The following is a 25,240-nucleotide window of genomic DNA, read 5'->3' on the forward strand; positions in this document are numbered from 1 at the left end:
GTTCATTCTCCCCTCACGGTGAGGTCGGGACGTCCGTCCTGACCGGTCATGCCCGCGACGACCACGGCAATGTTGTAGCCCGGCATCCGCAACTGCCCGTTGCCCCCCGTCCGGCCGTACTCCGAGTGTCCCGAGGCGCCGTCGTGGTGCACGGCCCCGCCGGGGGCCGCGTCGCCCGTGGTGTCCCCCGCGTGGGTGGACAGGCGTGTGATGCCGGGGGTGTCTGTGGGGTTCGGGCCGTAGTGGTTGGTGTAGTCGGGCACTATGGCGATATGGTCGTTGTCAGCCTGCATCGCGTAGGCGTGACCGGCCGGGACGGGGAGCTGGTCGGGGGAGGACAGCTCCAAACCGGGGGAGCCGTAGAACACGGCGTTGTCCACGACCCCTGTCTGCATCTGTTGCAGCGCGAGGCTGGTGGTGAGCGAGCCGTAGGAGTGCCCGACTGCGGTGATGTGCGGATTCGTGGACGAGTCGCCGTCCGCAGGATGCCAGGCCGCGCTCAGACCCTCGTAGAACGAGGAGAGGCTCGCCGCCCCGATCTTCGCCTTCGCGTCGCTGCTCACGTCCGCGAGGCCCCCCGGCTCGTCCCTCCAACCGCCCGGACCGATTTGGTCGCTGTTGTTCCCGTCCAGCGAAGCCTGCGGCGGCTCGTAGCCGATCCACGCGATGGTCGAGACCGTCTCGTTCCCACGACCGTTCCTCTCAAGGACTCTTTCCGTTTCTCCTTTGAGGGCCGCCGCCTCATCTGTCATGCCCGCGATGCTCTGCCCCGGTGAGGAGTTCACGCCCGGCGTGGTCACCGAGATGTGGTCGGCGGTGTCCGGGTCGCCCATAGCGATAGCCGCGCGCCCACGCATCCCGTAGTCCGGGTCGAGCACCATCAGTTTCGCGTTATCCCCGTATTTGTCGAGCGACTGTTGGACGGCTTTCGCGCCCTCCAGTCGGCGCTGCGCGTACCACAAATCGGAGTCGGTGTTGCTGAACTTCCCTTGCCCGAATTCGTCGTCCAACTTTTTCTGCAATCGGTCCACCTCTGCCTGCAACCGTGCGATCTCCCCCGGCAGCCTCTTCCGGTTCACCTCGTCGCGGTCCTTCGCGGGCACCCCGTCCAGATTTTGCATCCACTCCGGATGCGAGCTTTTCACCCACTCCCGCTGTTGGGGGGTGAGATCGTTCCACCACGCCGTGTTGAACCTCGGATACACCGGCCCGCCGTTGTCCCCCTTCGGAGGCTCGGGAATACCCAACGTCCCTTGCGCCGAGCCCGCGAGCGCCGCCGCCGTCTCGCTCCCCGCTCCCGCAGCAGTGATCTCCCCCGCCTCGGCTTTCTTGAGAACCTCGCCCGCCTTCTCGTCGATCCGATTCGCGTCCATCCACAGCTCGTACGCCGCACTGCTGATCACCAGAGCCCGCTGCTGCTGCGCGTCGTCAGGATGCGCCCCCTCCGGGAACGAGACCCCTCCGTCGTCGTCCAACCTGCCGCCGAGCGCCGCCGCCTGCTGCTCCAACTCGCGCAATCTAGTCTGTAATTGCTGGAAATCAGCCGCCAGCTCCAACACGGCTTGATGCACCGCAGACACCCGGGCCACATCGTCCAGCAGGCTCTTGTCCGTATTCTGAAAACTGCCCGTCGCGGCGTCTTTCGCCGACCCGGACCATCCTGGGAACTGCGTGATTTTCGCGAACTGTGCCCGCGCCTCTTCGAATGAGGACGCGCGCGAGGAGAGGCTGGTCGCCAAATCCCCCAACCCTGCCGTGTCCACGCCGCGAACGTCCGCCAGATTCACCGCTGTGTCCCTCCAGTGCCGTGTGACTTCGAAACGAGGAGACGAATATACCCCACGACGAGGAGCGGCCTCTGACCTCCGGTCGGAGGTCAGAGGCCTCGTAGGAACGCGGCGAGGCGCGGCAGTACCCGATCGAAGAACGCCCCGGGGTCGGTCGTGACCGCGACGGCGGCGTTCGGCTCTCGCCGCCACTTCCCCGACCAGTCCGCCACGGTCATCCCGCGCGTGATGAGTCCGAGCAGCTCCACGTCCACCGAGGCGGGCGCGGTCAGCACGATCTCGGGGTCGACGGCTGCCTCCGCCGCGAACGGGTCGTGCATGTGCGCGATATAGCCTTCGCCTTGGTCGTGGTGGAACTCGAAATAGAAGCGCGTGGCGTCTTCCAGCAAGCGCAGCAGCGGGTTGCGCGCCGTCGAGCGTGTTCCGCGCGGGTCCTCGGCGGACATCGCGGCAGTCCCCGCGCCTTCGACCAGCTCGCTGAGCGTGCGCAGCCGCTCCGGGGTCAGGACGATCCGCTCGGTGAGGTTCAACCCGCAGATCAGCGGCAGTTCGAGGGGCGCGCCGTCGAGGACCGAGGTGGCTCCGCGCTCGATGGCTTCGGACCACGCGTCGAAAACCTCTTTCGCGGCCTCGGGGTCAACGTGGACGTTCCACTCCGCGACCGGCGTGGTGTTGCCCGGATAGTCGAACGCCCCGCCCATGATCACGAGCCGCTTGAGCAGGCGGGGCAGCTCGGGCTCCGCCCGCAGCGCGAGCGCGAGGTTGGTGAGCGGGCCGGTGACGAGGCCGACCAGCTCGCCGGGCCGGGCGCGGGCGGCTTGGACCCAGGCTTCGGCGGCGTCGTAATGCGTGGTCCATGCCTGGGCCTCCGCCACCGTCGCGTAACCGAGGCCGGAGCCGCCATGAGTGTCGTCGGCGACCTCGAACCATTCGCCGGGAGCGAGGCGGAGCGGGGCTTCCCTGCCTTGGGAGACGGGGATGTCCGCCCGTCCGGCGAGTTCGAGGACGGCGAGCGTGTTGGCGCACACCTGGTCCACCGAGACGTTCCCCGCCGTGCACGCCACCCCGACAAGGTCGGCCCTCGGATTCGACAGCAGCGTCAGCAGCGCCCACGCGTCGTCGATCCCGGTGTCGACATCGGCGAAAAGAGGAATGGTCACGGCGAGCCCGGGTCGGTGAGCGGTTTCTGCGCTTTAATTGCCCTGGCTGGCGGCCTTGGCCTTGCTGCGCGTCTTGGCGCGGTCCGTGGCGAGTAGTTCGGCCTTGCGGATCCGGATGATCTCGGGCGTGACCTCGACGCATTCGTCGTTCGCGCAGAGTTCCATCGCGATCTCCAGGTCGATCTCCATCGGCTTGACTAGGGTCTCGGTCGTGTCCGATGTGGAGGCGCGCATGTTCGTGAGCTTCTTCTCCCTGGTGATGTTCACGTCCAGGTCCTCGGCGCGCGGGTTGAGCCCGACGACCATGCCCTCGTACGTCTGGTCTCCCGGCGAGACGAAGAACGTGCCCCGGTCGGCGAGGTTGATGAGCGCGTACGCGGTCACCGCCCCGGCCCGGTCGGAGATGAGCGAGCCGGTGTGGCGGCCCCGGATCTCTCCGGCCCACGGGCCGTAGGCGTCGAACTCGGCGTTCGCGATCCCGGTGCCTCGGGTGGTGGTGAGGAATTCGGTGCGGAAGCCGATGAGCCCGCGCGAGGGCACGCGGAAGGTCATTCGCGTGGAGTCGGTGCCGTGGCTGGCCATGTCGTCCAGCGAGCCCTTGCGGTCGGCGAGCAGCTGGGTGATCGCGCCGATGAACTCGGACGGGGCGTCGACCGTGAGCTTCTCGTACGGCTCGTGCTTCTTCCCGTCGATGATCTTGGTGACCACCTGCGGCTTGCCGACGGTGAGCTCGAAGCCCTCCCGGCGCATCTGCTCGACGAGGATCGCGAGCGCGAGTTCGCCTCGGCCCTGGACCTCCCAGGCGTCGGGGCGGCCGATGTCGAGGACTTTGATCGAGACGTTGCCGATGAGCTCCTGGTCCAGGCGCGCGCGCACCATCCGGGCCGTGAGCTTGTGGCCGGAGACCCGGCCCGCGAGCGGGGAGCTGTTCGTGCCGATGGTCACCGAGATCGCGGGCTCGTCCACGGCGATGCGGGGCAGGGCGACCGGGTTCTCTGGGTCGGCGAGGGTGTCGCCGATCATGATCTCGGGGATCCCGGCGACCGCGACGATGTCGCCCGCGACGGCGAGGTCGGTCGGGTTGCGCTCCACGCCGGTCGTCACGAGCAGCTCGGAGATCCGGACGTTCGAGACCTGCGGCTCGCCGTTCACCTCGCGCATCCATGCGACGGTCTGGCCCTTCCTGAGCTTGCCGTTGTGGATGCGCAAGAGGGCGAGGCGGCCGAGGAACGGGGAGGCGTCGAGGTTCGTGACCAGCGCCTGGAACGGGGCATCCGGATCGCCCGACGGCGGCGGGACCACTTCCAGCAGCTCTTCGAAGAGCACGTCGAGGTTCTCGCCGTCGGGGACCTCGCCGTCGGCGGGCTGCGTCTTCGAGGCGACTCCGGCGCGTCCGGAGGCGAACAGGATCGGCAGGTCGAGCGCGTGCTCGGCGGCCTTCGCGGCATCGTCCGGAAGCTCCGAGGCGATGTCGAGGATCAGGTCGTGGGTCTGCTCGACCACCTCGGAGATCCGCGCGTCCGGCCGGTCGGTCTTGTTCACCACAAGGATCACCGGAAGGGAGGACTCCAGCGCCTTGCGCAGCACGAACCGGGTCTGCGGCAGCGGGCCCTCGCTGGCGTCCACCAAGAGGACCACCGCGTCCACCATGGAAAGGCCGCGCTCCACCTCGCCGCCGAAGTCCGCGTGGCCAGGGGTGTCGATCACGTTGATGACCGTGACCGAGCCGTCCGCGTTGCGCCGGTGCACGGCGGTGTTCTTCGCGAGGATGGTGATGCCCTTCTCGCGCTCGAGGTCGCCGGAGTCCATCACGCGATCAGTCGCCTCGCCGCGTTCGGCGAGCGCGCCGGACTGCCGGAGCATGGCGTCGACGAGCGTGGTCTTGCCGTGGTCGACGTGGGCGACGATGGCGATGTTGCGGAAGTCCGTGTGGGTCACGGATGGAGATTGTGTCAGGATTTCCGGCAGTTGGCGAATCCTTCCCCTGTCGCGCTATGAGCAGCGGGGGAAGGTTGCGCCATTCCGTATGAATGAGGGTAGGCTTATCTTTATGAAGGCGAAAAAATTCGCGGCGCTGCAGCCGAAGAAGAAATGCTGCAAGAGCCAGCCGCGATGCCTCCGGTGTCCGGTGGTGCTCATGCGGGTGGACAAAATGGTGGAGCTGGACAGGGTGGAGAAAGTTCCGAAATGGCTGATCGTCCAGGCCCGCAAAAAGTGACGTATCCCACCGCTCGCGCGGCGGGCTGCGGATCGGCGGAACGATGACGGGGATCGTCCGCCTCGGCCCGGACGACTGGGAGCTGCATCGAGCGATTCGGCTTGAGGCGCTTCGGACCGCCCCCGACAAGTATTCGACGCGGCACGAGGACATGGTGGACCAGCCGGAAGCCTGGTGGCGCGAGGTCATGGGGAGGAACCGCTACTTCTACGCGCGGCTGGGCGGGGATGTCGTCGGGCTGGCGGGTTTGGCCACGCCCACGGGCAAAGCCGTGTCGGGAGCCGACCGAGGGGCCGCGTTCGCGGAAGCCCTCCCGGCGGGAGCGGGGATGCTGATCAGCGTGTTCGTCTCCGCGTCCGCGCGCGGGCAAGGCTTGGGCGAGAAGCTCTCCTCGGCCGTGATCGGGCAGGCGAGGGCGGAGGGGCTCGCGAAGCTTTTCCTCGACGTCGCGGAGCACAACGCGGTCGCGCGGGGGATCTACGCCCGGCTCGGGTTCGTCCTCACCGGGAAGTCCAGGCCCGCCGAATGCATCGGATCGACCCATGAAGAGCTGGAGATGGCCTTGACGCTTTAGGCGTCAGTGCAGGATGCTCCCGGTGGCGTCGCACTGGAAGGAGCCGGGATGGAACCGGCATTGCGGCTCGGGCTCGTCCGGCGCGGCCTCGTCGTCCCCGCGCTCGGCGCAGCCCGCCGAGCCGCGCAGCCCGTCAACGACATCCGCGAACGCCTGGCGTTGATCGTCCATGGAGTCGACCGCGCCGTAAGCCTCTGGGGAGGCTGGCGTGCCCCCGGTGAGCCGAGGAGTGCTGTAGTGCATCGAACTGCCGATGTCGTAATGCCCGTCCTCCACGACGACGAACTGGTCGCCGATGGCCGACTTCAGATCCTCGAAGCCCGCCCCGACATCGGCCGCGGCTTGTCTGGCTTCGGCGCTGCCGGATTCCTCCGCCGCGTTCTTCAACCGTCCGACCGCGTTGATGAGGGTTTTGATCCGGAATTCTTCGTCGTGCTTCTTCACGTCCGGGCTCACGTAGACGTTGTTCAGCACCACGCGCAGGTTGTCGAGGTCGAAGTGGATGTCGCCGAGCAGGTCGTCCATGGTGTTGACGGCGGCGCACGAGGCCGAGGCGGGTGCCGCGTGGACGAGCGGGGCCGGTCCGGCCAGCGCGGCGGCGCACAGCCCGCCCAAGATCGCAGCGCCCGATCGGCCCATCGCTGTCTCCTTCCGCGTCGTCTTCCGGCGGCTTCATCGTACCCCGTAGCTGTGGGTCGCATCACTGCGCGTGGTGGCCGTCTTTCAGCTGCTGGTGAACAGAGAGCACAACTTGTCGGCGCTTTCGCGTAGCCTAGACTGGAATTTCCGATGTACAAGAGGCATCGCCTCAGACGGCCCCGCCGTTGAGGGCGGCCTCGTCGGATCGACCAGAGAACGAGAGGACAGGTCCTGGACGGGCCGGACAAGAACATGAACCGATCAGCCCTGATCCGCGTCGTCGTGATCGTGGTCGGAGCGTTGGCGATATGGCAGCTCTTCTCCTATTGGGGCGACGACACCAAAGACTTCAAGCAGGTGGACACATCTGTGGCGATGCGGCAGCTCGACGATCCGGCGAACATCGAATCCGCTGTGCTCGAAGACGCCGAGCAGCGGTTGCGCCTCGAGCTCAAGCATCCCGCCGAGGGCACAGAGGGCAAGAAGAAGGTCTACGCCTCGATCCCCGGCGGAGCCTTGGACAAGGTGTTCGACAAGCTTGAGCAGCTGCGCAAGGCCAACGGGTCGACGGCGAAGTACAACGTCGTCAACAACGACCCGAGCTTCCTCTCGCAGGCGTTCATCCTGTACGGGCCGATTCTGCTCATCGGGGTCTTGTTCTACTTCGCGATCAGCCGGATGCAGAATTCTCCTCGAGGCTTCGGGTTCGGCAAGTCGCGCGCCAAGCAGCTCTCCAAGGACGTTCCGAAGGTCACCTTCGCCGATGTCGCGGGGGCCGACGAGGCCGTCGAGGAGCTTTACGAGATCAAGGACTTCCTGCAGAATCCCGCCCGCTACCAGGCGCTCGGCGCGAAGATCCCCCGAGGCGTGCTGCTGTTCGGCCCGCCAGGCACCGGCAAGACCCTGCTCGCCCGCGCGGTGGCGGGCGAGGCTGGCGTCCCGTTCTTCACCATCTCTGGCTCCGACTTCGTGGAGATGTTCGTCGGCGTCGGGGCCTCACGGGTCCGCGACCTCTTCGAGCAGGCGAAACAATCCAGCCCGTGCATCATCTTCGTGGACGAGATCGACGCGGTCGGCCGTCAGCGCGGCGCGGGCTTCGGCGGGGGCCACGACGAGCGCGAGCAGACCCTCAACCAGCTCCTCGTGGAGATGGACGGCTTCTCGGAGCGGCAGGGCGTGATCGTCATGGCCGCCACCAACCGCCCGGACATCCTCGACCCGGCGCTTTTGCGCCCCGGCCGGTTCGACCGCCAGATCCCTGTCGGCAATCCGGACCTCGCTGGCCGTCGCGCCATCCTCGGCGTGCACGCGAAGGGCAAGCCCATCGCGCCGGACGCGGACCTCGAAGGGCTCGCCAAACGGACGGTCGGCATGTCCGGCGCGGACCTCGCGAACGTGCTCAACGAGGCGGCGCTGCTCACCGCGCGCGAGAACGGCCAGCTCATCACGACCTCTGCGTTGGAAGAGTCCGTGGACCGGGTGATCGGCGGCCCGCGCCGCAAGGGCCGGATCATCAGCGAGCTGGAGCGCAAGATCGTCGCCTACCACGAGGCGGGCCACACGCTCGCGGGCTGGGCGATGCCCGGCCTTGAGCCGGTCTACAAGGTCACGATCCTCGCCCGAGGGCGCACCGGCGGGCACGCGGTGACCGTTCCCGAGGACGACAAGGGGCTCGCGACCCGCTCCGAGCTGATCGCCCGCCTCGTCATGATGCTCGGCGGCAGGGCAGCGGAGGAGCTGGTCTTCCACGAGCCGACCACCGGGGCCTCCTCGGATATCGACCGCGCGACGAAGGTCGCCCGCACCATGGTCATGGAGTACGGCATGAGCTCGAAGCTCGGCGCGGTGCGCTACGGCGAGGAGCAGGAGGACCCCTTCCTCGGCAGGGCGATGGGGCAGCGCTCCGACTACTCCCACGAGGTCGCCAAGGAGATCGACGCGGAGGTCCGCGACCTCATCGAGGCCGCCCACACCGAGGCGTGGGCGGTGCTGGGGGAGTACCGCGACGAGCTCGACGCGCTGGCCGCCCAGCTGCTGGAGAAGGAGACCCTGCACCGCAAGGACCTCGAAGGGATCCTCGCCACGGTGCAGAAACGGCCGAGGATCACCGCGTTCGACGTGTTCGGGGAGCGCACTCCGTCCGACCGTCCGCCGGTGAAGACGCCGAGGGAACTCGCCATCGAGCGCGGCGAGCCGTGGCCGCCGGTCCACCAGCAGGCTCCGGTTCCCCCGTCCGGCCAGAGCCAGGGCTCCCCCGTCCCCGCGCCGGCCCAGTCGCGCGAACCGGTGCCGGCTTCGGCCGCGTTGCCTGCGAGCCAGCCCAACCAAGCCGGCTGAGCGCCCGGAGTTTCCGTGCAGAGCTTTGACGAGCAGCGGGCGCAAGCCGCGGTCCGCGAACTGCTCATCGCTGTCGGCGAGGATCCGGACCGCCCAGGGCTCGCAGGCACGCCGCTGCGCGTCGCGAAGCTGTACCGCGAACTGTTCTCCGGTCTTGGGCAAGATCCGAAGGATGTGCTCGGGGAGAGCTTCGCGGCGGACCACGACGAGCTCGTGCTGGTCAAGGACATCACAGTGCAATCGGTGTGCGAGCACCACCTGTTGTCCTTCCACGGCGCGGCGCACGTCGGGTACATCCCCGGCGTCGGCGGCTCGGTGGTGGGGTTCTCCACGCTTTCCCGGCTCGTCGGCCTGTACTCGCGCCGCCCGCAGATCCAAGAGCGGCTGACCTCGCAGGTCGCGGACGCGCTCATGGAGCATCTGCGCCCGCGCGGCGTCATCGTCGTGGTGGAGGCCGAGCACCTGTGCATGCGCGTTCGCGCCGACCGTCAGCAATCCGCCAAAGTGACGACGTCGGCGGTCCGAGGGCTCTTGCGGACCAACGCCTCCTCGCGCGCCGAGGCTTTAGGTTTCATCCTCCGCCAATGAGCAGCTCGTTCACCATTATGGGCGTCTTGAACTGCACGCCGGACTCGTTCTCCGGCGCTGGTCCGGAGACTGCCGAGGGGGCGGCGCGCGAGGGTTTGCGCCTCGTCGCCGAGGGCGCGGACATCGTGGACGTCGGCGGGGAGTCGACTCGGCCGGGAGCCGCGCCGGTCGGCTTCGAGGAGCAGCTCGGCCGGATCCTTCCCGCTGTTTCGGCGTTGGCCGGCTCGGGGGTTTTCGTCAGCGTGGACACCTGCGACGCGAGAGTCGCGCGGGCCTCGCTGGCAGCGGGCGCGCGCATGGTCAACGATGTGTCCGGCGGATTGTGCGACCCCGATCTGCTGGTCGCGGCCGCAGAGGCCGACGCGTGGCTGGTGCTCGGCCATTGGCCCGGCGCGCCGACGCGGGATCACGGCTATCGTCCTGGCGGGACCACGGTGCGGCACGTGGCGCAGGAGCTGCGCGACCAGACGCGGGTGGCGCTCTCGGCGGGGGTGCGCCAGGAGCGGATCGTGCTCGACCCCGGGCTCGGTTTTGGCAAAACCGCAGCAGAGAACTGGGCGTTGCTCCGAGGAATCGGCGAACTGCGCTCGGTCGGCTTCCCCGTGCTGATCGGCGCGTCCCGCAAGCGTTTCCTGAGCGCGGGCAAGCCTGCGTCCGACGCGGCGGAGCTGGCCTGGCGGGAGGCGGGGACTTCGGCGGTCACCGCGCTCGCGGCGACCCTCGGGGCGTGGGGCGTCCGGGTGCACTCGCCCCTGCCGAACCGGGCGGCGGCCAGCGCCGCGGCGGGCTTGGCCGGGGCGGGCTGACCGGCCTGACGGCATTGGTAGCGTGGGCGCATGGCTGATCGGATCGAATTGCGGGGCGTCTCCGTCTGGGCGTGCCACGGCTGCAACGACGAGGAGCAGGTGAATCCGCAGGAGTTCGTCATCGACATCACCCTGTGGTGCGATCTGTCGAAGGCCGCGAGCACCGACGACCTCGCGGACACGCTGGACTACGGCGCGCTCGCTGCGCGGGCGACGGAGATCGTGAGCGGCCCGCCGCGCAAATTGATCGAAAGCCTCGCGGCCGAGATCGCCGACGACGTGATGCGCGATCCGAGGGTGTTCGCCGTCGAAGCAGTCGTCCACAAGCCGAAGGCCCCGATCCCGGTGCCGTTCGCCGATGTCGCCGTTGTCGCGCGCCGGTCGCGAAAGGTTGTGAAGGGAACCGCAAGCTGAGGGCGTGGGGCTCCGCGAAGCGGGGGCTGGCCTGCCGGGCTGGAACTCGCAGCGCGAACACAGGGGCAGCTTGTCGGCTCGTCCCTGCCCAGCGGGCGGCGGGGGCGAAGAGGTTTCTCGGCCATTGCCAGATATCCGGCCTACGATGTCTGTATGACCACGGCAGTGCTTTCCATCGGGTCCAATCTGGGCAACCGGCTGGGGTATTTGCAGCTCGCCGTCGCAGCGCTCGAGAAACGGGTCGCGGCGGTGTCTGCGGTGTACGAGACCGACCCGTGGGGCACGGTCGGCCCGAATTTCCTGAACGCGGTGATCGTGGCTTCCGACCCGAAGCTGGATGAACGGGGCTGGTTGGGCGAGGCGATGCGGATAGAGGCGCTCGCCGCCCGGACCAGGGAGCGAGTCTGGGGCCCGAGGACGCTCGACGTCGACGTCATCGCCTGCACGCGGGAGGACGGCACGTCGGTGTCCGTCGCGGACGAGCGGCTGACGGTGCCGCACCCCAGAGCGCATGAGCGCGCTTTCGTGCTGTTCCCGTGGCTCGACGTCCAGCCGGAGGCGCGTCTTTCGGTCGACGGGTGGGACGTCTCGGTCCGAGAGCTCGTGGACTCGCTCGTGCTGCGCGAGGGGATCGTCGTGCGGCGGACCGCTCTGACGCTCTCCTTCGCCGTCTCGCACGCCTTATGACCAGATCCGTCTTGCGGATCGGTCTGGTCGAGTGCGCGGGCTGCGCTCTGGCCGGGGCGCTTTTCGCGATGTGCTGGCCGCACCTTCGGACGATGCCGACGCCGCTGGGCTCCGGGGCCCCGTTGTTGGTGGCGGGCCTCATGGAGGCGGGGCTCGGCAGCTATCTCAAGACGCGGGTGCAGAACAACCGGATCGGCTTAGGCCCGAACCTCGTTCCGCCGGTCTTCGTGGCGCGCGCGGGAGCCCTCGCCTCGGCTTCGGCGCTCGCAGGAATGTTCGGCCTCGGATTCTGGGGCGCGCTGGGGGTCCACGCGTTCTTGCATAAGAGCCAGCTCTTCGCCGCCGAGCGTAATTTCCCCGGCGATATCGTCGGGGCTGTTTGCGCCGCGGCGCTGGTGGCCGGCGCGTTCTGGCTGCGGCGGTGCTGCCGGGCCCCAGGCGGGGGCGAGGGCGACCCAGGGGAAGGCGGTTCGGGCGGGCGAGCGTCGTGAGATGACACAGCAAATTCACAGGGGATTGCGCGGCGCGTCCCAGAATCCACCGTGTAGTCTCTGTGCCTATGAGAAAAGTTTGGGTGAGCGCTGCTAGTTTCTTGTCCATCGCGGGCGCGGGGATGTTCCTGACGCTTCCGAGCCATGCGATGGCCGATCCTGATGACGACACGACGGCTTCGGCCACGACTTCCGCTCCTGCCACGAGCGGCAGCGCGGCCCCCTCGTACAACCCGTACGCCAGCTCTTCCGCTCCCAAGCCGAAGCCGTCCGCTTCCGAGGACGAGGACGGCTCCGAGCCGAACGACGAAGACGAGGACGCTCCGGCTCACTCCGCTTCTCCTGCCGCCCCGACTTCGTCCAGCGCCGGAGCCCCCGAGGTTCCGACCGTCGCGAAGCCGACCAACCCCGCGCAGGTCAAGGCCGCCGCGTGCACGTTCTCCCGCGAGGTCACCGCGCAGGTCGCGAAGGACACCAAGCAGTTCAACGACCTTGCCGCCGTCGAGAACGCCAGCTGGGCGGACGACGACCTTGCCGCTGCAGGCGAAGGCGCTCGCGCCGGTTACCAGACCGCTCTCGACAAGATCCGCTCCACCGTCCCGACCTCCGGGTTCCCGAGCGACATCGTCGCGGCGCTCACCGACCTCGCGCACGCCGCCGACGACTGGATCTACCTGATCGACAACCAGAACGGCGACATGATCCAGGGCGCGATCTCCGAGTACAACGACGCGGTCGGGCGCTTGCGCACCGCTTGCGAGTGATGTCGCTTTCGCACAGCGCTTTTTAGCAAGAACGATGAGAGGCCGAGCCGGATGGCTCGGCCTCTCATCGTTCTTGGACGAGTACTGAGCTGGAGAATTTTTCTGAGCATGTCATCGCTGTTGTTCGTGTGTCGACGGTGTTTGCGCGGTATGGTCTTCACCATGCGTTCGATTTTTGTCCTCTTCGTCCGGAAGCAGGACGGCCGTGGGGCGGTCGCATGACCGAACCTGCGGCAGAGCGGCGCCGGAAGGTGTCCGGCAAGGGCGCCGCGCTCGGCCTGGTGTACGCGGGCTGTTTTGTCACCGCCGTTGTGGCGAGCGTCGCGGTGATCTACACCGGCAATGAGACGTGGATGCGGTTCGGCTTCGTCGCTGCGCTTTGGGCCGCGTTGGGATGGGCGTTCATCGCCGATCAGTCGCGGCGCAAGGCCGAGCTGGTTTCGGCGAAGGCCTCGGATTACAAGCTCATCTACGATCTGCAGCTGGAGCGGGAGATCGCCGCCAGGCACCATTACGAGCTTTCGCTGGAGAACGAGCTGCGCAGGCAGCTCACGGCGGAGAACGACTCGACCACCCATAGCATCCTCGCGGAGCTGCAACAGCAGGTCGCCGTGCTCCGAGGGCAGCTTCAAGAACTGCTGGACCAGGACCTCGAATACGACCAGCCCGCGTTGAAGGCGAGGGCGACTCGGCTCGACGAGCTTCTGGTCGCGCGGCAGTCCCTCGGCGCGCACGAGGCGCAGCCCCGCAAACGCGCCGCCGGTGTTGCGGGGGAAGAGTCAGCTCCGCCTCGGTTGTGGTTGCCGTCGCAGCCGGACCAGCCGCAACGCGGGGAATCCGCGCAGCAGGAGCAGGCCGCGCACGAGCCGCAGCCCGAACCGGCTCCGGAGCCGGTCGCCCAGCAATGGCAGCCTGCGGCTTGGCGGCCGCAGCAGCCTCAAGAGGGCTCGTGGGAAGGGGCTCCGGCGTGGGAGCAGCACGAGCAGCAGGCATCCTGGCAGCAGCCGGGGATGTCGCCAACGGGCGGGGGGGAGCCAGCCTCGACGAGCGGTCCGGCCTTCGACTACCCGAGTTGGTATGCGCAACCAGCGGACGAACACGTGGCTGCGGCGCAGGCAGAGCAGTCGGACATGTATCCGAGCTGGTACAACAAGCCGGACGCGGAGTCCGAGCCGGAACCTGTTGCGGAACCCGAGCCCGAGCCCGAGCCTGTTGCCGAGTCCGACCCGGTCGTGGAGCCTGAGCCCGAGATTGTCGCGCAGGAATCCGAACCTGAGCCTGAGCCTGAGCCCGAGCCTGTTGCCGAGTCGGTCGAGCCGGAACCTGTTGCGGAGCCCGAGCCTGTTGCCGAGTCCGACCCGGTCGTGGAGCCTGAGCCCGAGATTGTCGCGCAGGAATCCGAACCTGAGCCGGAAAGGGAGACCTCGACGGGCAAGGGCGATAAGCCGAAGCACGCGGGCAAGGCCAGCGGCAGGGTCAAGCACAGCGAGTCTCGGGGCGGCCGTAGGGCCAAGCCTTCGGAAGAAGAGGAAACAGCCGCGCACGTCGGTGGGCGCGCTCCCTCGGCAGAGGCGGACGCTTTGGCGGGCGCGCACGCATCCGGCCATTCCGTCGGAGAACTGCTCTCCCGGCTCAACCCGGAGGAAGCGGCCGGATATCACGGGCGGCGCAGACGCACCAGGACGCCTGGCGGCGCGTCCGGCGACGAGGTTTAAGGCATGTCCCTCGGCCATGGCGATCCGGTCCTGTGCCACAGCCCGGCGCAGCTGCGAGAGCTCACCGACCGATTGCGCGCGGTGGGCAGGCACGTGGCGCTGGTCCCCACGATGGGAGCGCTGCACCAAGGGCATTTGACGTTGGTCGAGCATGCGAAGCGGCTGCCGCACGCGACAGTGGTGGCTTCGATCTTCGTCAACCCGCTGCAATTCGGGCAGGGCGAAGACTTCGAACGCTACCCGAGGCCGCTGACCGCCGACCTCGAAGCGTTGCGGCAGAAGAAGGTGCGGGTCGTTTACACCCCGAGCGCCGTTTCGATGTATCCCCCGGGCGGCGGCGGGACGCAGGTGATCCCCGGCCCGCTCGCCGACCAGCTCGAAGGGGCGCACCGGCCGGGGCATTTCACCGGAGTGCTGACCGTCGTATTGAAACTGCTGGCGGCCTCCGGCGCGACATGGGCGCTGTTCGGGGAGAAGGACTATCAGCAGCTCACGCTGATCCGGCAGATGATCCGCGACCTCGACCTCCCGGTGACCGCGCTCGGGGTGCCGACCGTGCGCGAGCCGGACGGGCTCGCCCTCTCCTCGCGCAACGTCTACCTGAGCGCGCAGGAGCGAGCGCAGGCGTTAGGGCTCTCGGCGGCGTTGCGAGCGGGCGCTGGCGCTGGCCCGCAAGGCGGAGCCGCCGCGCTCGCCGAGGCGCGGCGGACGCTGGACGGGTACCCCGGCCTGGTCGTTGACTACTTGGAGCTGCGCGACCCCGATCTCGGCCCGGCTCCAGAATCGGGCGAGGCGCGGTTGCTCGTCGCGGCCCGGTGCGGCAAGACCCGGCTGATCGACAACATGCCGGTGCGCCTTGGCGATCCCGCCCCTGCGGACGGGGGCCCGTAGTGCTGCTCGTTTTCGACATCGGCAATAGCAACGTGTCGCTGGGCCTGTTCGAGGGCTCGGGCGGCTCGGCGCGGCTTGTGGACTCGTGGCGGGTGCACACCGACCCGAACCTCACCGGCGACGAGATCTACCTCGCGGCGGAAGGGTTCCTCGGCGACCGCGTCGACCGCATCGCGGGAGTGGCCGCGCTCTCGACGGTTCCGGCGTTGCTGCGCGAGCTGCGGCTGATGATCCCCCGGCATTTCGCCGGACGCAGGTCGTTGGTGGTGGAACCGGGGGTGCGCACCGGGGTGCCGCTCCTGGTGGACAACCCGAAAGGCGTCGGCGCAGACCGGGTGGTGAACGCGCTCGCCGCGTTCCACCACCGCCGGACGGCATGCGTGGTGGTGGACGTGGGCACGACCACGGTCGTGGACGCGGTCTCCGCGAAAGGGGAGTTCCTTGGCGGGGCCATCGCGCCTGGCATGGCGATATCGGTGGACGCGCTTTCGCAGTGGGCGGCCACGCTGCCCAAAGTGGAGCTGACCCGTCCGAGGTCGGTGATCGGCAAGAACACGGTGGAGTCGTTGCAGTCCGGCGTTCTTTTCGGCTTCGCGGGACAGGTGGACGGCCTGGTGCGGCGGATGATGGCGGAACTGTCGGGGGAGAAGCAGCCGCGCGTGGTGCTCACCGGCGGGCTCGCCCCGCTGCTCGTCGACGAGTTGGACACTCCGCACGAGCACGAGCCAGCGCTGACGCTGACCGGGCTGCGGATGGTGTTTGAGCGGCATGCCCGCCCCAACAGGTGATCTCTCCCGCGCGGGCTCGGCTCGCGGGGCCCGTCGCGCGGCTCCGGGAGGCGCCTCCACTTGCGCCTCGGGCCGCCGGCCCGCATACTGAGAGCATGCAGTCCAAGGCGCGTCTTCGCCCCGCCCTGGACTTTTCGTGTCTTTGCTGTTGTTGAAGCCCGTTCGTCATCGAACTTCTCGGTCCCAGTTCCCCGGCTTTCACTGTCGCAACGCAGAAAGACAACCCAACGTGGCGCTTCCAGCCTCTCCTGACACCTTCCCCACGACGGGAGCCGATGTCTCCGCTCCGGCCGAGCGGCTCCTGCCGCAGGATGTCGCGCTCGCCGTCGCGGCGGGCGCGGTCCTTGTCGACATCCGCTCGCAGGCCGCCCGGTCCAGCCAAGGCGTTTTGGCCGGCGCGCTGGCAGTGGACCAATTCGTGCTGCAGGCCAGGTGCGCGCCCGGAGGCGAGGACAGCCTGCTCCGCGCCACCGATACGGACGTATGGTGGATTCTGGTCAGCGCGAACGGCTTGAGCTCGTCGCATGCCGCGCGCAGGCTGCGCGCGGCCGGGCTCGGACGGGTGTCGGACGTGGTGGGCGGTTACACGGCGCTGCGAACGGCCAGACGGGCGCTCGCGGGCTCCTCGGCGGCCCACGCGTGCCGGGAGGCGGCGACCTTCGCCGCGCACTTGTGACAGCAGGTACGCTATTTCGCTGTGACTGAAGAGAACCCCGAAGAGATCGATCTGCCAGAACAACTGCGGATCCGCCGGGAGAAACGGGACCGCGTGCTGGCGAGGGGCGACGAGCCGTACCCGGTCGAGCTGGCGGTCACCCACACTCTGGCGCAGATTCGGGAGCAGTTCGCCGAGCTGGAGTCGGGCGCGTCAACGGGAGTCGTCGTCGCCGTGGCCGGGAGGGTGATTTTCCAGCGCGACGCGGGCAAGCTCCTCTTCGCGACGCTGCAAGCGGGCGACGGGTCGCGGTTGCAGGCCATGATCAGCTTGAACGGGATCGGCGAGGAGGCGCTGGCCCGGTGGAAGGCGGACGTGGACCTCGGCGACATCGTCTTCGTGCGGGGCGAAGTGATCAGCTCGAAGCGCGGCGAGCTTTCGGTGATGGCGCAGAGCTGGCAGTTCGCGGCCAAGGCGCTGCGCCCGCTGCCGGTCGCGCACAAGGAGCTGTCGGAAGAGACGCGGGTGCGCCAGCGCTACCTCGACCTCATCATGCGGCCAGAGGCCCGCGCTATGGCGCGCACGCGCGTGGCCGTGCTCCGGGAGCTGCGCGAAGCCCTCGGCCGGCGCGGCTTCCTCGAAGTCGAGACGCCGATCCTGCAGACAATCCAGGGCGGCGCGAGCGCGCGGCCGTTCGTCACCCATTCCAACGCGCTTGACATCGACTTCTATCTGAGAATTGCGCCGGAGTTGTTTTTAAAGCGTTGTCTGGTCGGCGGTTTGGAGCGCGTTTTCGAGATCAACCGAAATTTCCGGAACGAAGGAATTGACGCGACGCACTCTCCCGAGTTCACGATGCTGGAGGCGTACGAAGCGTACGGCACATACGACACCATGGCGGTGCTGACGAGGGAAGTGGTCCAAGAAGTCGCGCGAGGCGCGTTCGGTTCCACAGAGGTTGTTTTGGCCGACGGATCGACGTACGACGTGGGCGGGAATTGGGCTGTTCTGGAAATGTACCCGTCGCTTTCCGACGCGGTTGGGGTCCCGGTCACTCCGGAAACAGAAGTCGGCGAGCTGCGCGAGTTGGCGGTCAAAGCGGGCCTTCCCGAGGAGAAAATCAAGTCCTTCGGTCCCGGCAAGATCGTCGAAGAGCTTTGGGAGCACTTGATCGGGGACCATTTGCGCGAGCCGACTTTCGTGCGCCACTTCCCGGCGGAGACCTCCCCCTTGACCCGGCAGCATCGCAGTATCGCCGGCGTCACGGAGAAATGGGATCTTTACGTTCGCGGTTTCGAGCTCGCGACCGGCTATTCGGAACTGGTGGACCCGGTCGTGCAGCGCGAGCGTTTCCAGGCGCAGGCGCTCCTGCGCAGCGCGGGCGACGGCGAGGCTATGCCGCTGGACGAGGACTTCCTCGCCGCGATGGAGCACGGGATGCCCCCCGCCGGCGGTATTGGGCTCGGCGTGGACCGGCTGTTGACCGCGTTCACCGGCCTTGGGATCCGCGACACCGTGCTCTTCCCCGTCACTCGCCCGAACGCTTAGACCTAGGCCACATCGCGGAGCTTATGCGTTGCTTCGCAATAGCCGGGACGAAGTTATCCTGCCTGGTAGCCCTAGGGTAACTAAATGTTTATCAGAATTGCCGAGACGCGATTGCAATATGTATTGCGCGATCCGCGCGAGTCATTGGGAAACATGACTTCATAATGTCGTACTATACAAGGACAGCGCATGTGAGCGGCTTGTGAAAACATAAGAGACTGAGGAAGAGCATGGCGAAAAAAGTCACGGTTACCATTATCGACGATGTGGACGGGGAGAGCGTCGCAGCCGAAACGGTCGCATTTGGACTCGACGGCGCGAGCTACACGATCGACCTCTCAGAGAAGAACGCGAAGAAGTTGCGGGACGTCCTCGAGCCGTGGATTTTGAGCGCGACGAAGGTGAGCGGCCGCCGCAAGGCCGCGGGCGCGCCCTCGAAGGTCGCCGCGAAGGTCGACAAAGAACAACTCGGCCCGATTCGGGAGTGGGCGCGGTCGAACGGATACGAAGTTTCCCCCCGGGGGCGTGTGCCGCAGCACATCATCGACGCGTACAACTCGAAGGGCCGCTGACGGGAGGCCCCGCCCGCCGTCGCGTGTTCGCTCCGGGCGTACCGCAGAAGCGGAGTAAACCGCGCGCTTGCCGCGTTGAGTCGGGTATGGTCAAGTATGGCTTTTCATCACGCGACCTTCCGAACCCGCTGCGAGTCGGCGGCGTTCCCAACTACAGTGGAGACAGCTCGGCGAAACGTCGGGGTCGCGACTGCTTCTGACGGTGCACAGAGAAGGGTGACACGGAATGTTTGAGAGATTTACCGACCGCGCGCGTCGGGTTGTGGTCCTGGCCCAGGAAGAGGCCCGGATGCTCAACCACAATTACATCGGCACCGAGCACATCCTGCTGGGCCTGATCCACGAGGGCGAGGGCGTCGCGGCGAAGTCGCTGGAGTCGCTCGGGATCTCGCTGGAGGCGGTGCGCAGCCAGGTCGAGGAGATCATCGGCCAGGGGCAGCAGGGGCCGTCGGTGCACATCCCCTTCACCCCAAGGGCGAAGAAGGTTCTGGAGCTCTCCCTGCGGGAGGCGCTGCAGCTCGGCCACAACTACATCGGGACCGAGCACATCCTGCTCGGCCTGATCCGAGAGGGCGAGGGCGTCGCGGCGCAGGTGCTGGTCAAGCTCGGGGCTGATCTGTCCCGAGTGCGCCAGCAGGTGATCCAGCTGCTCTCCGGCTACTCCGGCGGCGGCAAGGAGCCCGAGGCCGCCGGGGCCGGCGGCAGGGGCGGCGAGGCGGGCACCCCGTCCACCTCGCTCGTGCTCGACCAGTTCGGCCGCAACCTCACCCGCGCCGCGCTCGACGGCAAGCTCGACCCGGTCATCGGGCGCGAGAAAGAGATCGAGCGGGTCATGCAGGTGCTCTCGCGGCGGACCAAGAACAACCCGGTCCTCATCGGCGAGCCCGGCGTCGGCAAGACCGCCGTCGTGGAGGGCCTCGCGCAGGCCATCGTGCACGGCGAGGTCCCCGAGACGCTCAAGGACAAGCAGCTCTACACGCTCGACCTCGGATCGCTGGTCGCGGGCAGCCGCTACCGGGGCGATTTCGAGGAGCGGCTGAAGAAGGTCCTCAAGGAGATCAACTCCAGGGGCGACATCATCCTTTTCATCGACGAGCTGCACACCCTGGTGGGCGCGGGCGCCGCGGAAGGGGCCATCGACGCGGCCTCGATCCTCAAGCCCAAGCTGGCCAGGGGCGAGCTGCAGACCATCGGCGCGACGACGCTGGACGAGTACCGCAAGTACATCGAGAAGGACGCCGCCTTGGAGCGCCGGTTCCAGCCGGTCCAGGTCGGCGAGCCTTCGGTGGAGCACACCATCGAGATCCTCAAGGGCCTGCGGGACCGCTACGAGGCGCACCACCGCGTGTCCATCACCGACTCGGCGCTGGCCGCGGCGGCCTCGCTCGCTGACCGGTACATCAACGACCGGTTCCTTCCGGACAAGGCCATCGACCTCATCGACGAGGCGGGCGCGCGGATGCGCATCCGCCGGATGACCGCGCCGCCGGACCTTCGGGAGTTCGACGAGCAGATCGCGAACACCCGTCGGCAGAAGGAGTCCGCGATCGACGAGCAGGACTTCGAGAAGGCCGCTGGCCTGCGCGATTCGGAGAAGAAGCTGGTCGCGCAGCGCGCCGAGCGCGAGAAGCAGTGGCGCTCCGGCGACATGGACGTCGTCGCCGAGGTGGACGAGGAGCAGATCGCCGAGGTGCTGGCCAACTGGACCGGCATCCCCGTCTTCAAGCTCACCGAGGAGGAGACCGCGCGCCTGCTCCGCATGGAGGACGAGCTGCACAAGCGGATCATCGGCCAGCGCGACGCGGTCGCGGCGGTCGCCAAGGCGATCCGGCGCACCCGCGCGGGCTTGAAGGACCCCAAGCGCCCGTCCGGCTCCTTCATCTTCGCCGGCCCGTCCGGCGTCGGGAAGACCGAGCTTTCCAAGGCGCTGGCGAACTTCCTGTTCGGCGAGGACGACGCGCTCATCCAGATCGACATGGGCGAGTTCCACGACCGCTTCACCGCCTCGCGCCTGTTCGGAGCCCCTCCGGGCTACGTCGGGTACGAGGAGGGCGGCCAGCTCACCGAGAAGGTGCGCCGCAAGCCGTTCTCCGTGGTGCTGTTCGACGAGATCGAGAAGGCCCACCACGAGATCTACAACACGCTGTTGCAGGTGCTCGAGGACGGCCGTCTCACCGACGGCCAGGGCCGCACGGTCGACTTCAAGAACACGGTGCTGATCTTCACCTCGAACCTCGGCACCTCGGACATCTCGAAGGCGGTCGGCCTCGGCTTCAGCTCTGGCGAGGGCAACACCTCGAACTACGAGCGGATGAAGCAGAAGGTCCAGGACGAGCTCAAGAAGCACTTCCGGCCCGAGTTCCTCAACCGTATCGACGAGATCGTCGTCTTCCACCAGCTCACGACCGAGGAGATCGTCCAGATGGTCGACCTCATGATCACTCGCGTCGCGACCGCGCTGAAGGCGAAGGACATGTCGATCGAGCTCACCGAGCAGGCGAAGGGTCTTCTGGCCAAGCGCGGGTTCGACCCGGTGCTCGGAGCCCGTCCGCTGCGCCGGACCATCCAGCGCGAGATCGAGGACCAGCTCTCCGAGAAGATCCTCTTCGGCGAGTTCGGAGCCGGGCAGAAAGTGCTCGTGGACGTCGAGGGCTGGGACGGCGAGTCCGCCGGAGAGAACGCTAAGTTCGTCTTCAGCGCGGCTGCCGCCGCCGAGCCGGTGCTCGCCGCCGCTGGTGAGCCCGCTGGAGAGTAACCTCGCCGACCACGGTCTGACGACAGAGTCCGGCCCCGGACCCACGATCCTGCTCCTGCACGGATTGATGGGCCGGGGCCGGACCTGGTTGCGCCACCTGCCATGGCTGGGCGAGCTCGGCAGGGTCGTCGCCTACGACGCCTCCTGGCACCGGGGCAGGGACGCGGACCTCGAAGCCGCCGACGCGAGCGTCGCGACGGAACGGTTCGTGGCAGAGGCCGCTGCCGTGCTCGAAGCGCGCGCGGACGGCCCCGCCGTGCTGATCGGGCACTCCATGGGCGGGCTGCACGCCTGGTGCCTGGCGGCGGCGCGTCCGGATCTGGTGCGCGCGGTGGTGGTGGAGGACATGGCCCCGGATTTCCGGGGCCGCACCCTCGGCCCGTGGGAGCCGTGGCTGCAGAGCTGGCCCGTCGAATTCGAAAGCGCTGACGAAGTGGACGCGCTCGTGGGGCCGGTCGCCGGGCGGTACTTCCGGGAGGCGTTCGACGAGCTGCCCGGCGGCGGCTACCGGTTGCACGGGCACATCGAGCGCTGGTGCGCCATCGCGGCGCAATGGGGCGAGCGGGACTATTGGTCCGAGTGGGCGGCAGTCCAGGCGCCCGCGCTGCTCGTTGAGGCCGCGCACGGCGTCACCCCGGAGGGGCAGATGCGCGAGATGGCCCAGCGGAAAAGAGCCAAGGGCAACGCGCTCGCCCGGCACGTCGTCCTCGACACGGGCCACCTGGCCCATGACACCGAGCCCGACCAGTTCCGCCAGTTGGTGACAGAGTTCGTGCGCGGGCTCGATTCGAACTATTGACCGCGCGGGCCGCCACCGGAGCCACGGTCGAGAGCGCGGCCAGGCTTTGCGCCCTCATGAGCGCCTCAGAGGACCGGGCCGGGGAGACGAAGGCGATGAGCGCTCGGCTGCGCGGTCTGCTCCCCGAACGGCTGGACGAGAAGGACGAGAAGGAATTGGCGAGGTCGCCGCGCGAGCTCTATGAGCCGTTGTCCGAGGCGTTCGGCCCGATGGAGGGCTCGTGGAGCCGGGGCCTGACCTCGGAGCCGAGCGCTTCGATGAGGCCGAAGAGATCCGGCTCGTTGGCGGTCGGCGAGACGGAGACATCGGTGACGCCGAGGGCGAACAGTCTGCGCAGTCCCTCGTCGGCCCCGCCCGCGAGGCCGGGAACGGAGCCAGCAGGGAGCACGACGCCAGGGTAATGGCCGGGGTCGGCGGCCAGCTGATCCTTCGCGCCAGCGCCGATCGCGACCACCCTGGTGAGAACGATCCGCTGGCCCGGCTCCGGGCTGACGAGCCCGACGACGCGGGGGAGGTCGTCGTCGGCGACCATGTGGGTGAGCACGGCCCCGTCGCCGATCCGGCCCGCGAGCTGGAGCGTTTTGGGCTTTTCCGCTCCGATCAGGATGGGCGGCGGGATGGTCGGCGGCCAGTGCAGCCGCACGCCGTCGAGCCGCACGTACTGGCCGCTCGCGGTGACCGTCTCGCCCGCGAGGAGGGCGCGCAGCGCGACGGCGTACTCCTCGAGCAAAGTGAGCGGGGAGGCGGCTTTCGCGCCGATCTGGGCCATATGCGGCTGGTGGCCGTGGCCGATCCCGGAGAGGATCCGGCCTGGGTAAGTGCGGGCGAGCATCCCGAAGTCCATCGCCGCGGCGGCGACGTTGCGCAGCGGGACGGATAAGAAGCCGGTGCCCACGGCGATCCGCTCGGTGGCGGCGAGCGCGATGGCCGCCGAGGCGACGGCGGAGGTGGCGTAGCAGTCCTCGCAAACCCAGAGCGCGTCGAGCCCTGAAGCCTCCACGGCCCGCGCGACGCGTGGCAGCAGTTCGGTCGGCAGGGTCGGCGGGACGATGAGGCCGAGGCTTCGCTGACGCATGCCTCCACAGTAACGAGGGGGCCCGACAACCACGTGGCCGCGCGGGCGCGCTGCTAGTCTGGCTGAATGCTCGGATTCGGCGTGCTGCTCACCGCGTTGCTCCTCGGCGTGCGGCACGCCTTCGACGCCGACCACATCGCCGCGATCGACAACGTCACGCGCCAGTTGATGGGCCGGGACGGCACGCGGACCAGGGGTCGCGCGGCCGGGGCGGTGGGGTTCTTCTTCGCCGCAGGCCATTCGACCGTGGTCCTCGCGATGTCGGTGCTGACCATCGCGGGGGCGGCGTTCGCCAGGCCGCTGCTCGCCGACGATTCGCCGGGCCGTCAGGCGCTTGGCCTGTTCGGCTCCTGCGTCTCTATCGGCTTCCTCTTGATCGTCGGTCTGATGAACCTCAAGATGCTGATCGGCCTCATCCGGGGAGCGCAGAAAACTGCGCCGGGCTGGCTGCTGCGCAAGACGGAGCTGGTGACCAGGCCGTGGCAGATGTTCTTCGTCGGTTTTCTGTTCGGCCTCGGCTTCGACACGGCCACCGAGATCGCGCTCTTGGTGCTCGCCGCGACCACGGCAGCGAGCGGGGCCTCGCTGTGGCTGGCGCTCGCCGTGCCGCTGAGCTTCGCGGTCGGCATGAGCTTCTTCGACACGCTCGACGGTTGGCTCATGGGCCTGGTGTATCGCAGCACGTTGGTCGGGCAGGATCGCGAGCGCTGGTACAACCTCGCGTTCACCGGTCTCTCGGTCGTCGTCGCGCTCGGCGTCGGGCTGGTGGAACTTGCGGGCCTGATCCTGGGCGAAGACCTGGTGGACTCCGAGCGGGTCGGCTATGCGGTGGTGGCGCTGTTCGTGGCGTTGTGGGCCGCGCGGCTCGCGTCCGCCGCCCGGAGCCGGGCGGCGGCGCGGAGCTGAGCGAGATCGCCGGGTGGCGCTGGCTCCAGGCTGTGGCTTGTCAGTAGGAGTTTCCGGCCCCGGCGATCACCGCGCGACGATTGAGGTCGGTCACACTGCCGGTCAAACAGAGGCGGAGCCCTGTCTGGCCGCGATCAAGGCGGCTCCGCGCGTCCGATCGCGGTTCAGCGCTGTTCGGCTGGCCCGAGCGCGACGCGCTCTTCGCCGTCCACATGGATGAGCCCGTCGTCGATCAGCGAGGCGATGGCCCGTTCCCGCTGCGCCGGGTTGATGAGCCACGCCTGGTCAAGCGCCGCTTTGCGCAGCGGGTCGGCGCTCTCGCGCAGCGCGGCGAGAATGGCCCCTCTGGCTTGGCGGTCGCTGCCCGCGTACCGAGGAGCCCGCCGCCCTGCGGGCGCCTGCGCGGCTGGTTTGCCCGCCCGAGCCCATCGGCATGGGTTGATCGGGCAGATGTCGCAGTTCGGGCTTTCCGGCGCGCACACGACTTGTCCCAGTTCCATGAGCGCGGCGGAAAGCTTGCTTGCTTCGTCGGGGTCCTCGGGCAACAGGGCGAGGGCGTCGGGCAGGTCCGCCGCTCGCGCGGGCCCGTCCGCCTCGCCGTGCCAGACCCGGCGCAGCACCCGTCGCACGTTCACGTCCACCACGGGGGAGCGCTGCCCGAACGCGAACGCGAGCACCGCGCGCGCGGTGTACGCGCCGACCCCTGGCAGGGCGAGCAGCGCGTCGAGCCGGTCGGGGACGCGTCCGTCATGCTCCCGGACGATCACGCGCGCGGCCTCGTGCAGCCGCGCCGCCCGCCTCGGATAGCCGAGCCGGCCCCAGGCGCGCAGCGCTTCGGCGAGCGGCTCCTCGGCGAGGGCCGAGGGGTCGGGCCATCGGTGGATCCATTCCTCCCAGACCGGGCGCACGCGCTCCACCTGCGTCTGCTGCAACATGACCTCGCTCACGAGCACGCCCCACGGGGTGACCTCGGGCGCGCGCCAGGGCAGGTCTCGGGCGTGCTCGTCGAACCATCGGTTCAGCGCGCGGCCAGACTCGGAGAATTCGTGCTCGTCCGGGTGTGCCTCGCCC

Annotated in this window: 24 protein-coding genes; 18 read left to right on the top strand and 6 right to left on the bottom strand. The window is 68.4% G+C overall.

Features of this window, described 5'->3' with window-relative positions; translation table 11 throughout:
* Positions 1-2: 2 nt before the first annotated feature.
* The 3 genes from HMPREF9336_RS05265 to typA all read right to left on the bottom strand — a co-directional run bounded on the left by HMPREF9336_RS05265 (position 3) and on the right by typA (position 4,885).
* Entirely contained in the window at positions 3-1,787 is a 1,785-nt protein-coding gene (locus HMPREF9336_RS05265; RefSeq protein WP_021030151.1) for an alpha/beta hydrolase, read from the bottom strand.
* Positions 1,788-1,876: 89 nt separating this feature from the next.
* Positions 1,877-2,947 carry a nucleoside hydrolase gene (locus HMPREF9336_RS05270; RefSeq protein ID WP_007469726.1) on the bottom strand — a complete coding sequence of 357 codons (1,071 nt, stop codon included), beginning with the start codon at positions 2,945-2,947 and terminating at the stop codon, positions 1,877-1,879.
* 33 nt (positions 2,948-2,980) lie between these two features.
* Complete coding sequence (gene typA / locus HMPREF9336_RS05275) at positions 2,981-4,885, bottom strand: translational GTPase TypA (protein WP_007469728.1); 1,905 nt, start codon at positions 4,883-4,885, stop codon at positions 2,981-2,983.
* Between the two features lie 112 nt (positions 4,886-4,997).
* Here typA and HMPREF9336_RS18665 point away from each other — a divergent pair, with 112 nt between their 5' ends.
* Together HMPREF9336_RS18665 and HMPREF9336_RS05280 are read left to right on the top strand one after the other, a co-directional pair.
* A complete protein-coding gene (locus HMPREF9336_RS18665; RefSeq protein ID WP_007469730.1) occupies positions 4,998-5,165 on the top strand; it encodes a hypothetical protein in 168 nt (55 codons plus the stop codon).
* 43 nt (positions 5,166-5,208) lie between these two features.
* Positions 5,209-5,739: a GNAT family N-acetyltransferase gene (locus HMPREF9336_RS05280; protein WP_007469732.1), complete on the top strand. Its 531-nt coding sequence runs from the start codon at positions 5,209-5,211 to the stop codon at positions 5,737-5,739.
* Between the two features lie 3 nt (positions 5,740-5,742).
* Here the strand turns inward: HMPREF9336_RS05280 and HMPREF9336_RS05285 are convergent, their stop codons facing one another.
* A complete protein-coding gene (locus HMPREF9336_RS05285; RefSeq protein ID WP_007469734.1) occupies positions 5,743-6,378 on the bottom strand; it encodes a hypothetical protein in 636 nt (211 codons plus the stop codon).
* Between the two features lie 252 nt (positions 6,379-6,630).
* Between HMPREF9336_RS05285 and ftsH the strand changes: the two genes are divergently transcribed.
* The 15 genes from ftsH to HMPREF9336_RS05360 all read left to right on the top strand — a co-directional run bounded on the left by ftsH (position 6,631) and on the right by HMPREF9336_RS05360 (position 22,188).
* Positions 6,631-8,715 carry an ATP-dependent zinc metalloprotease FtsH gene (gene ftsH, locus HMPREF9336_RS05290; protein ID WP_007469735.1) on the top strand — a complete coding sequence of 695 codons (2,085 nt, stop codon included), beginning with the start codon at positions 6,631-6,633 and terminating at the stop codon, positions 8,713-8,715.
* 15 nt (positions 8,716-8,730) lie between these two features.
* On the top strand, positions 8,731-9,303 hold the full coding sequence (gene folE / locus HMPREF9336_RS05295) for a GTP cyclohydrolase I FolE (RefSeq protein ID WP_007469737.1): 573 nt from the start codon (positions 8,731-8,733) through the stop codon (positions 9,301-9,303).
* On the top strand, positions 9,300-10,109 hold the full coding sequence (folP, locus tag HMPREF9336_RS05300) for a dihydropteroate synthase (protein ID WP_021030152.1): 810 nt from the start codon (positions 9,300-9,302) through the stop codon (positions 10,107-10,109). Before folE ends, folP begins: the two co-directional genes overlap by 4 nt.
* A gap of 30 nt (positions 10,110-10,139) precedes the next feature.
* Positions 10,140-10,523 carry a dihydroneopterin aldolase gene (gene folB, locus HMPREF9336_RS05305; RefSeq protein WP_021030153.1) on the top strand — a complete coding sequence of 128 codons (384 nt, stop codon included), beginning with the start codon at positions 10,140-10,142 and terminating at the stop codon, positions 10,521-10,523.
* A gap of 153 nt (positions 10,524-10,676) precedes the next feature.
* Positions 10,677-11,210 carry a 2-amino-4-hydroxy-6-hydroxymethyldihydropteridine diphosphokinase gene (gene folK / locus HMPREF9336_RS05310; RefSeq protein ID WP_007469743.1) on the top strand — a complete coding sequence of 178 codons (534 nt, stop codon included), beginning with the start codon at positions 10,677-10,679 and terminating at the stop codon, positions 11,208-11,210.
* The gene (locus tag HMPREF9336_RS05315) at positions 11,207-11,701 is read left to right on the top strand and encodes a DUF3180 domain-containing protein (protein ID WP_021030154.1); all 495 of its coding nucleotides are present in this window, start codon (positions 11,207-11,209) and stop codon (positions 11,699-11,701) included. Before folK ends, HMPREF9336_RS05315 begins: the two co-directional genes overlap by 4 nt.
* Positions 11,702-11,784: 83 nt before the next feature.
* Complete coding sequence (locus HMPREF9336_RS05320; RefSeq protein ID WP_244431594.1) at positions 11,785-12,465, top strand: hypothetical protein; 681 nt, start codon at positions 11,785-11,787, stop codon at positions 12,463-12,465.
* A 218-nt stretch (positions 12,466-12,683) separates the two neighbouring features.
* On the top strand, positions 12,684-14,180 hold the full coding sequence (locus tag HMPREF9336_RS05325; protein ID WP_021030156.1) for a DUF6779 domain-containing protein: 1,497 nt from the start codon (positions 12,684-12,686) through the stop codon (positions 14,178-14,180).
* Between the two features lie 3 nt (positions 14,181-14,183).
* Complete coding sequence (panC, locus tag HMPREF9336_RS05330) at positions 14,184-15,071, top strand: pantoate--beta-alanine ligase (protein WP_007469751.1); 888 nt, start codon at positions 14,184-14,186, stop codon at positions 15,069-15,071.
* A complete protein-coding gene (locus HMPREF9336_RS05335) occupies positions 15,071-15,859 on the top strand; it encodes a type III pantothenate kinase (protein WP_021030157.1) in 789 nt (262 codons plus the stop codon). Before panC ends, HMPREF9336_RS05335 begins: the two co-directional genes overlap by 1 nt.
* Before the next feature lie 229 nt (positions 15,860-16,088).
* Positions 16,089-16,535, top strand: a complete 447-nt coding sequence (locus tag HMPREF9336_RS05340) for a rhodanese-like domain-containing protein (RefSeq protein ID WP_007469755.1) — start codon at positions 16,089-16,091, stop codon at positions 16,533-16,535.
* 21 nt (positions 16,536-16,556) lie between these two features.
* A complete protein-coding gene (gene lysS, locus HMPREF9336_RS05345; protein ID WP_007469757.1) occupies positions 16,557-18,062 on the top strand; it encodes a lysine--tRNA ligase in 1,506 nt (501 codons plus the stop codon).
* Between the two features lie 230 nt (positions 18,063-18,292).
* The gene (locus tag HMPREF9336_RS05350) at positions 18,293-18,634 is read left to right on the top strand and encodes a histone-like nucleoid-structuring protein Lsr2 (RefSeq protein WP_007469759.1); all 342 of its coding nucleotides are present in this window, start codon (positions 18,293-18,295) and stop codon (positions 18,632-18,634) included.
* 226 nt (positions 18,635-18,860) lie between these two features.
* Positions 18,861-21,389: an ATP-dependent Clp protease ATP-binding subunit gene (locus tag HMPREF9336_RS05355; protein ID WP_007469761.1), complete on the top strand. Its 2,529-nt coding sequence runs from the start codon at positions 18,861-18,863 to the stop codon at positions 21,387-21,389.
* A 67-nt stretch (positions 21,390-21,456) separates the two neighbouring features.
* The gene (locus HMPREF9336_RS05360; RefSeq protein ID WP_007469762.1) at positions 21,457-22,188 is read left to right on the top strand and encodes an alpha/beta fold hydrolase; all 732 of its coding nucleotides are present in this window, start codon (positions 21,457-21,459) and stop codon (positions 22,186-22,188) included.
* Positions 22,189-22,366: 178 nt separating this feature from the next.
* Here HMPREF9336_RS05360 and HMPREF9336_RS05365 read toward each other — a convergent pair whose 3' ends face one another.
* A complete protein-coding gene (locus HMPREF9336_RS05365) occupies positions 22,367-23,263 on the bottom strand; it encodes an LLM class flavin-dependent oxidoreductase (protein WP_007469763.1) in 897 nt (298 codons plus the stop codon).
* Positions 23,264-23,329: 66 nt separating this feature from the next.
* Here HMPREF9336_RS05365 and HMPREF9336_RS05370 point away from each other — a divergent pair, with 66 nt between their 5' ends.
* A complete protein-coding gene (locus tag HMPREF9336_RS05370; protein WP_007469764.1) occupies positions 23,330-24,169 on the top strand; it encodes a HoxN/HupN/NixA family nickel/cobalt transporter in 840 nt (279 codons plus the stop codon).
* Between the two features lie 164 nt (positions 24,170-24,333).
* Here the strand turns inward: HMPREF9336_RS05370 and HMPREF9336_RS05375 are convergent, their stop codons facing one another.
* Positions 24,334-25,191, bottom strand: a complete 858-nt coding sequence (locus HMPREF9336_RS05375) for an HhH-GPD family protein (RefSeq protein WP_040585080.1) — start codon at positions 25,189-25,191, stop codon at positions 24,334-24,336.
* Positions 25,192-25,240: the final 49 nt, after the last annotated feature.

Origin of the sequence: Segniliparus rugosus ATCC BAA-974 (assembly GCF_000185725.2) — a bacterium.
In the GTDB taxonomy this organism is placed as follows: Bacteria; Actinomycetota; Actinomycetes; order Mycobacteriales; family Mycobacteriaceae; genus Segniliparus; species Segniliparus rugosus.

Excerpts from the sequence above, each read along its gene's own strand:
- HMPREF9336_RS18665 (WP_007469730.1), top strand. The coding sequence starts at position 4,998 with ATGAAGGCGAAAAAATTCGCGGCGCTGCAGCCGAAGAAGAAATGCTGC.
- HMPREF9336_RS05280 (WP_007469732.1), top strand. The coding sequence starts at position 5,209 with ATGACGGGGATCGTCCGCCTCGGCCCGGACGACTGGGAGCTGCATCGA.
- HMPREF9336_RS05285 (WP_007469734.1), bottom strand. The coding sequence starts at position 6,378 with ATGGGCCGATCGGGCGCTGCGATCTTGGGCGGGCTGTGCGCCGCCGCG.
- ftsH (WP_007469735.1), top strand. The coding sequence starts at position 6,631 with ATGAACCGATCAGCCCTGATCCGCGTCGTCGTGATCGTGGTCGGAGCG.
- folP (WP_021030152.1), top strand. The coding sequence starts at position 9,300 with ATGAGCAGCTCGTTCACCATTATGGGCGTCTTGAACTGCACGCCGGAC.
- folB (WP_021030153.1), top strand. The coding sequence starts at position 10,140 with ATGGCTGATCGGATCGAATTGCGGGGCGTCTCCGTCTGGGCGTGCCAC.
- folK (WP_007469743.1), top strand. The coding sequence starts at position 10,677 with ATGACCACGGCAGTGCTTTCCATCGGGTCCAATCTGGGCAACCGGCTG.
- HMPREF9336_RS05315 (WP_021030154.1), top strand. The coding sequence starts at position 11,207 with ATGACCAGATCCGTCTTGCGGATCGGTCTGGTCGAGTGCGCGGGCTGC.
- HMPREF9336_RS05325 (WP_021030156.1), top strand. The coding sequence starts at position 12,684 with ATGACCGAACCTGCGGCAGAGCGGCGCCGGAAGGTGTCCGGCAAGGGC.
- panC (WP_007469751.1), top strand. The coding sequence starts at position 14,184 with ATGTCCCTCGGCCATGGCGATCCGGTCCTGTGCCACAGCCCGGCGCAG.
- HMPREF9336_RS05350 (WP_007469759.1), top strand. The coding sequence starts at position 18,293 with ATGGCGAAAAAAGTCACGGTTACCATTATCGACGATGTGGACGGGGAG.
- HMPREF9336_RS05355 (WP_007469761.1), top strand. The coding sequence starts at position 18,861 with ATGTTTGAGAGATTTACCGACCGCGCGCGTCGGGTTGTGGTCCTGGCC.
- HMPREF9336_RS05360 (WP_007469762.1), top strand. The coding sequence starts at position 21,457 with ATGGGCCGGGGCCGGACCTGGTTGCGCCACCTGCCATGGCTGGGCGAG.
- HMPREF9336_RS05365 (WP_007469763.1), bottom strand. The coding sequence starts at position 23,263 with ATGCGTCAGCGAAGCCTCGGCCTCATCGTCCCGCCGACCCTGCCGACC.
- HMPREF9336_RS05370 (WP_007469764.1), top strand. The coding sequence starts at position 23,330 with ATGCTCGGATTCGGCGTGCTGCTCACCGCGTTGCTCCTCGGCGTGCGG.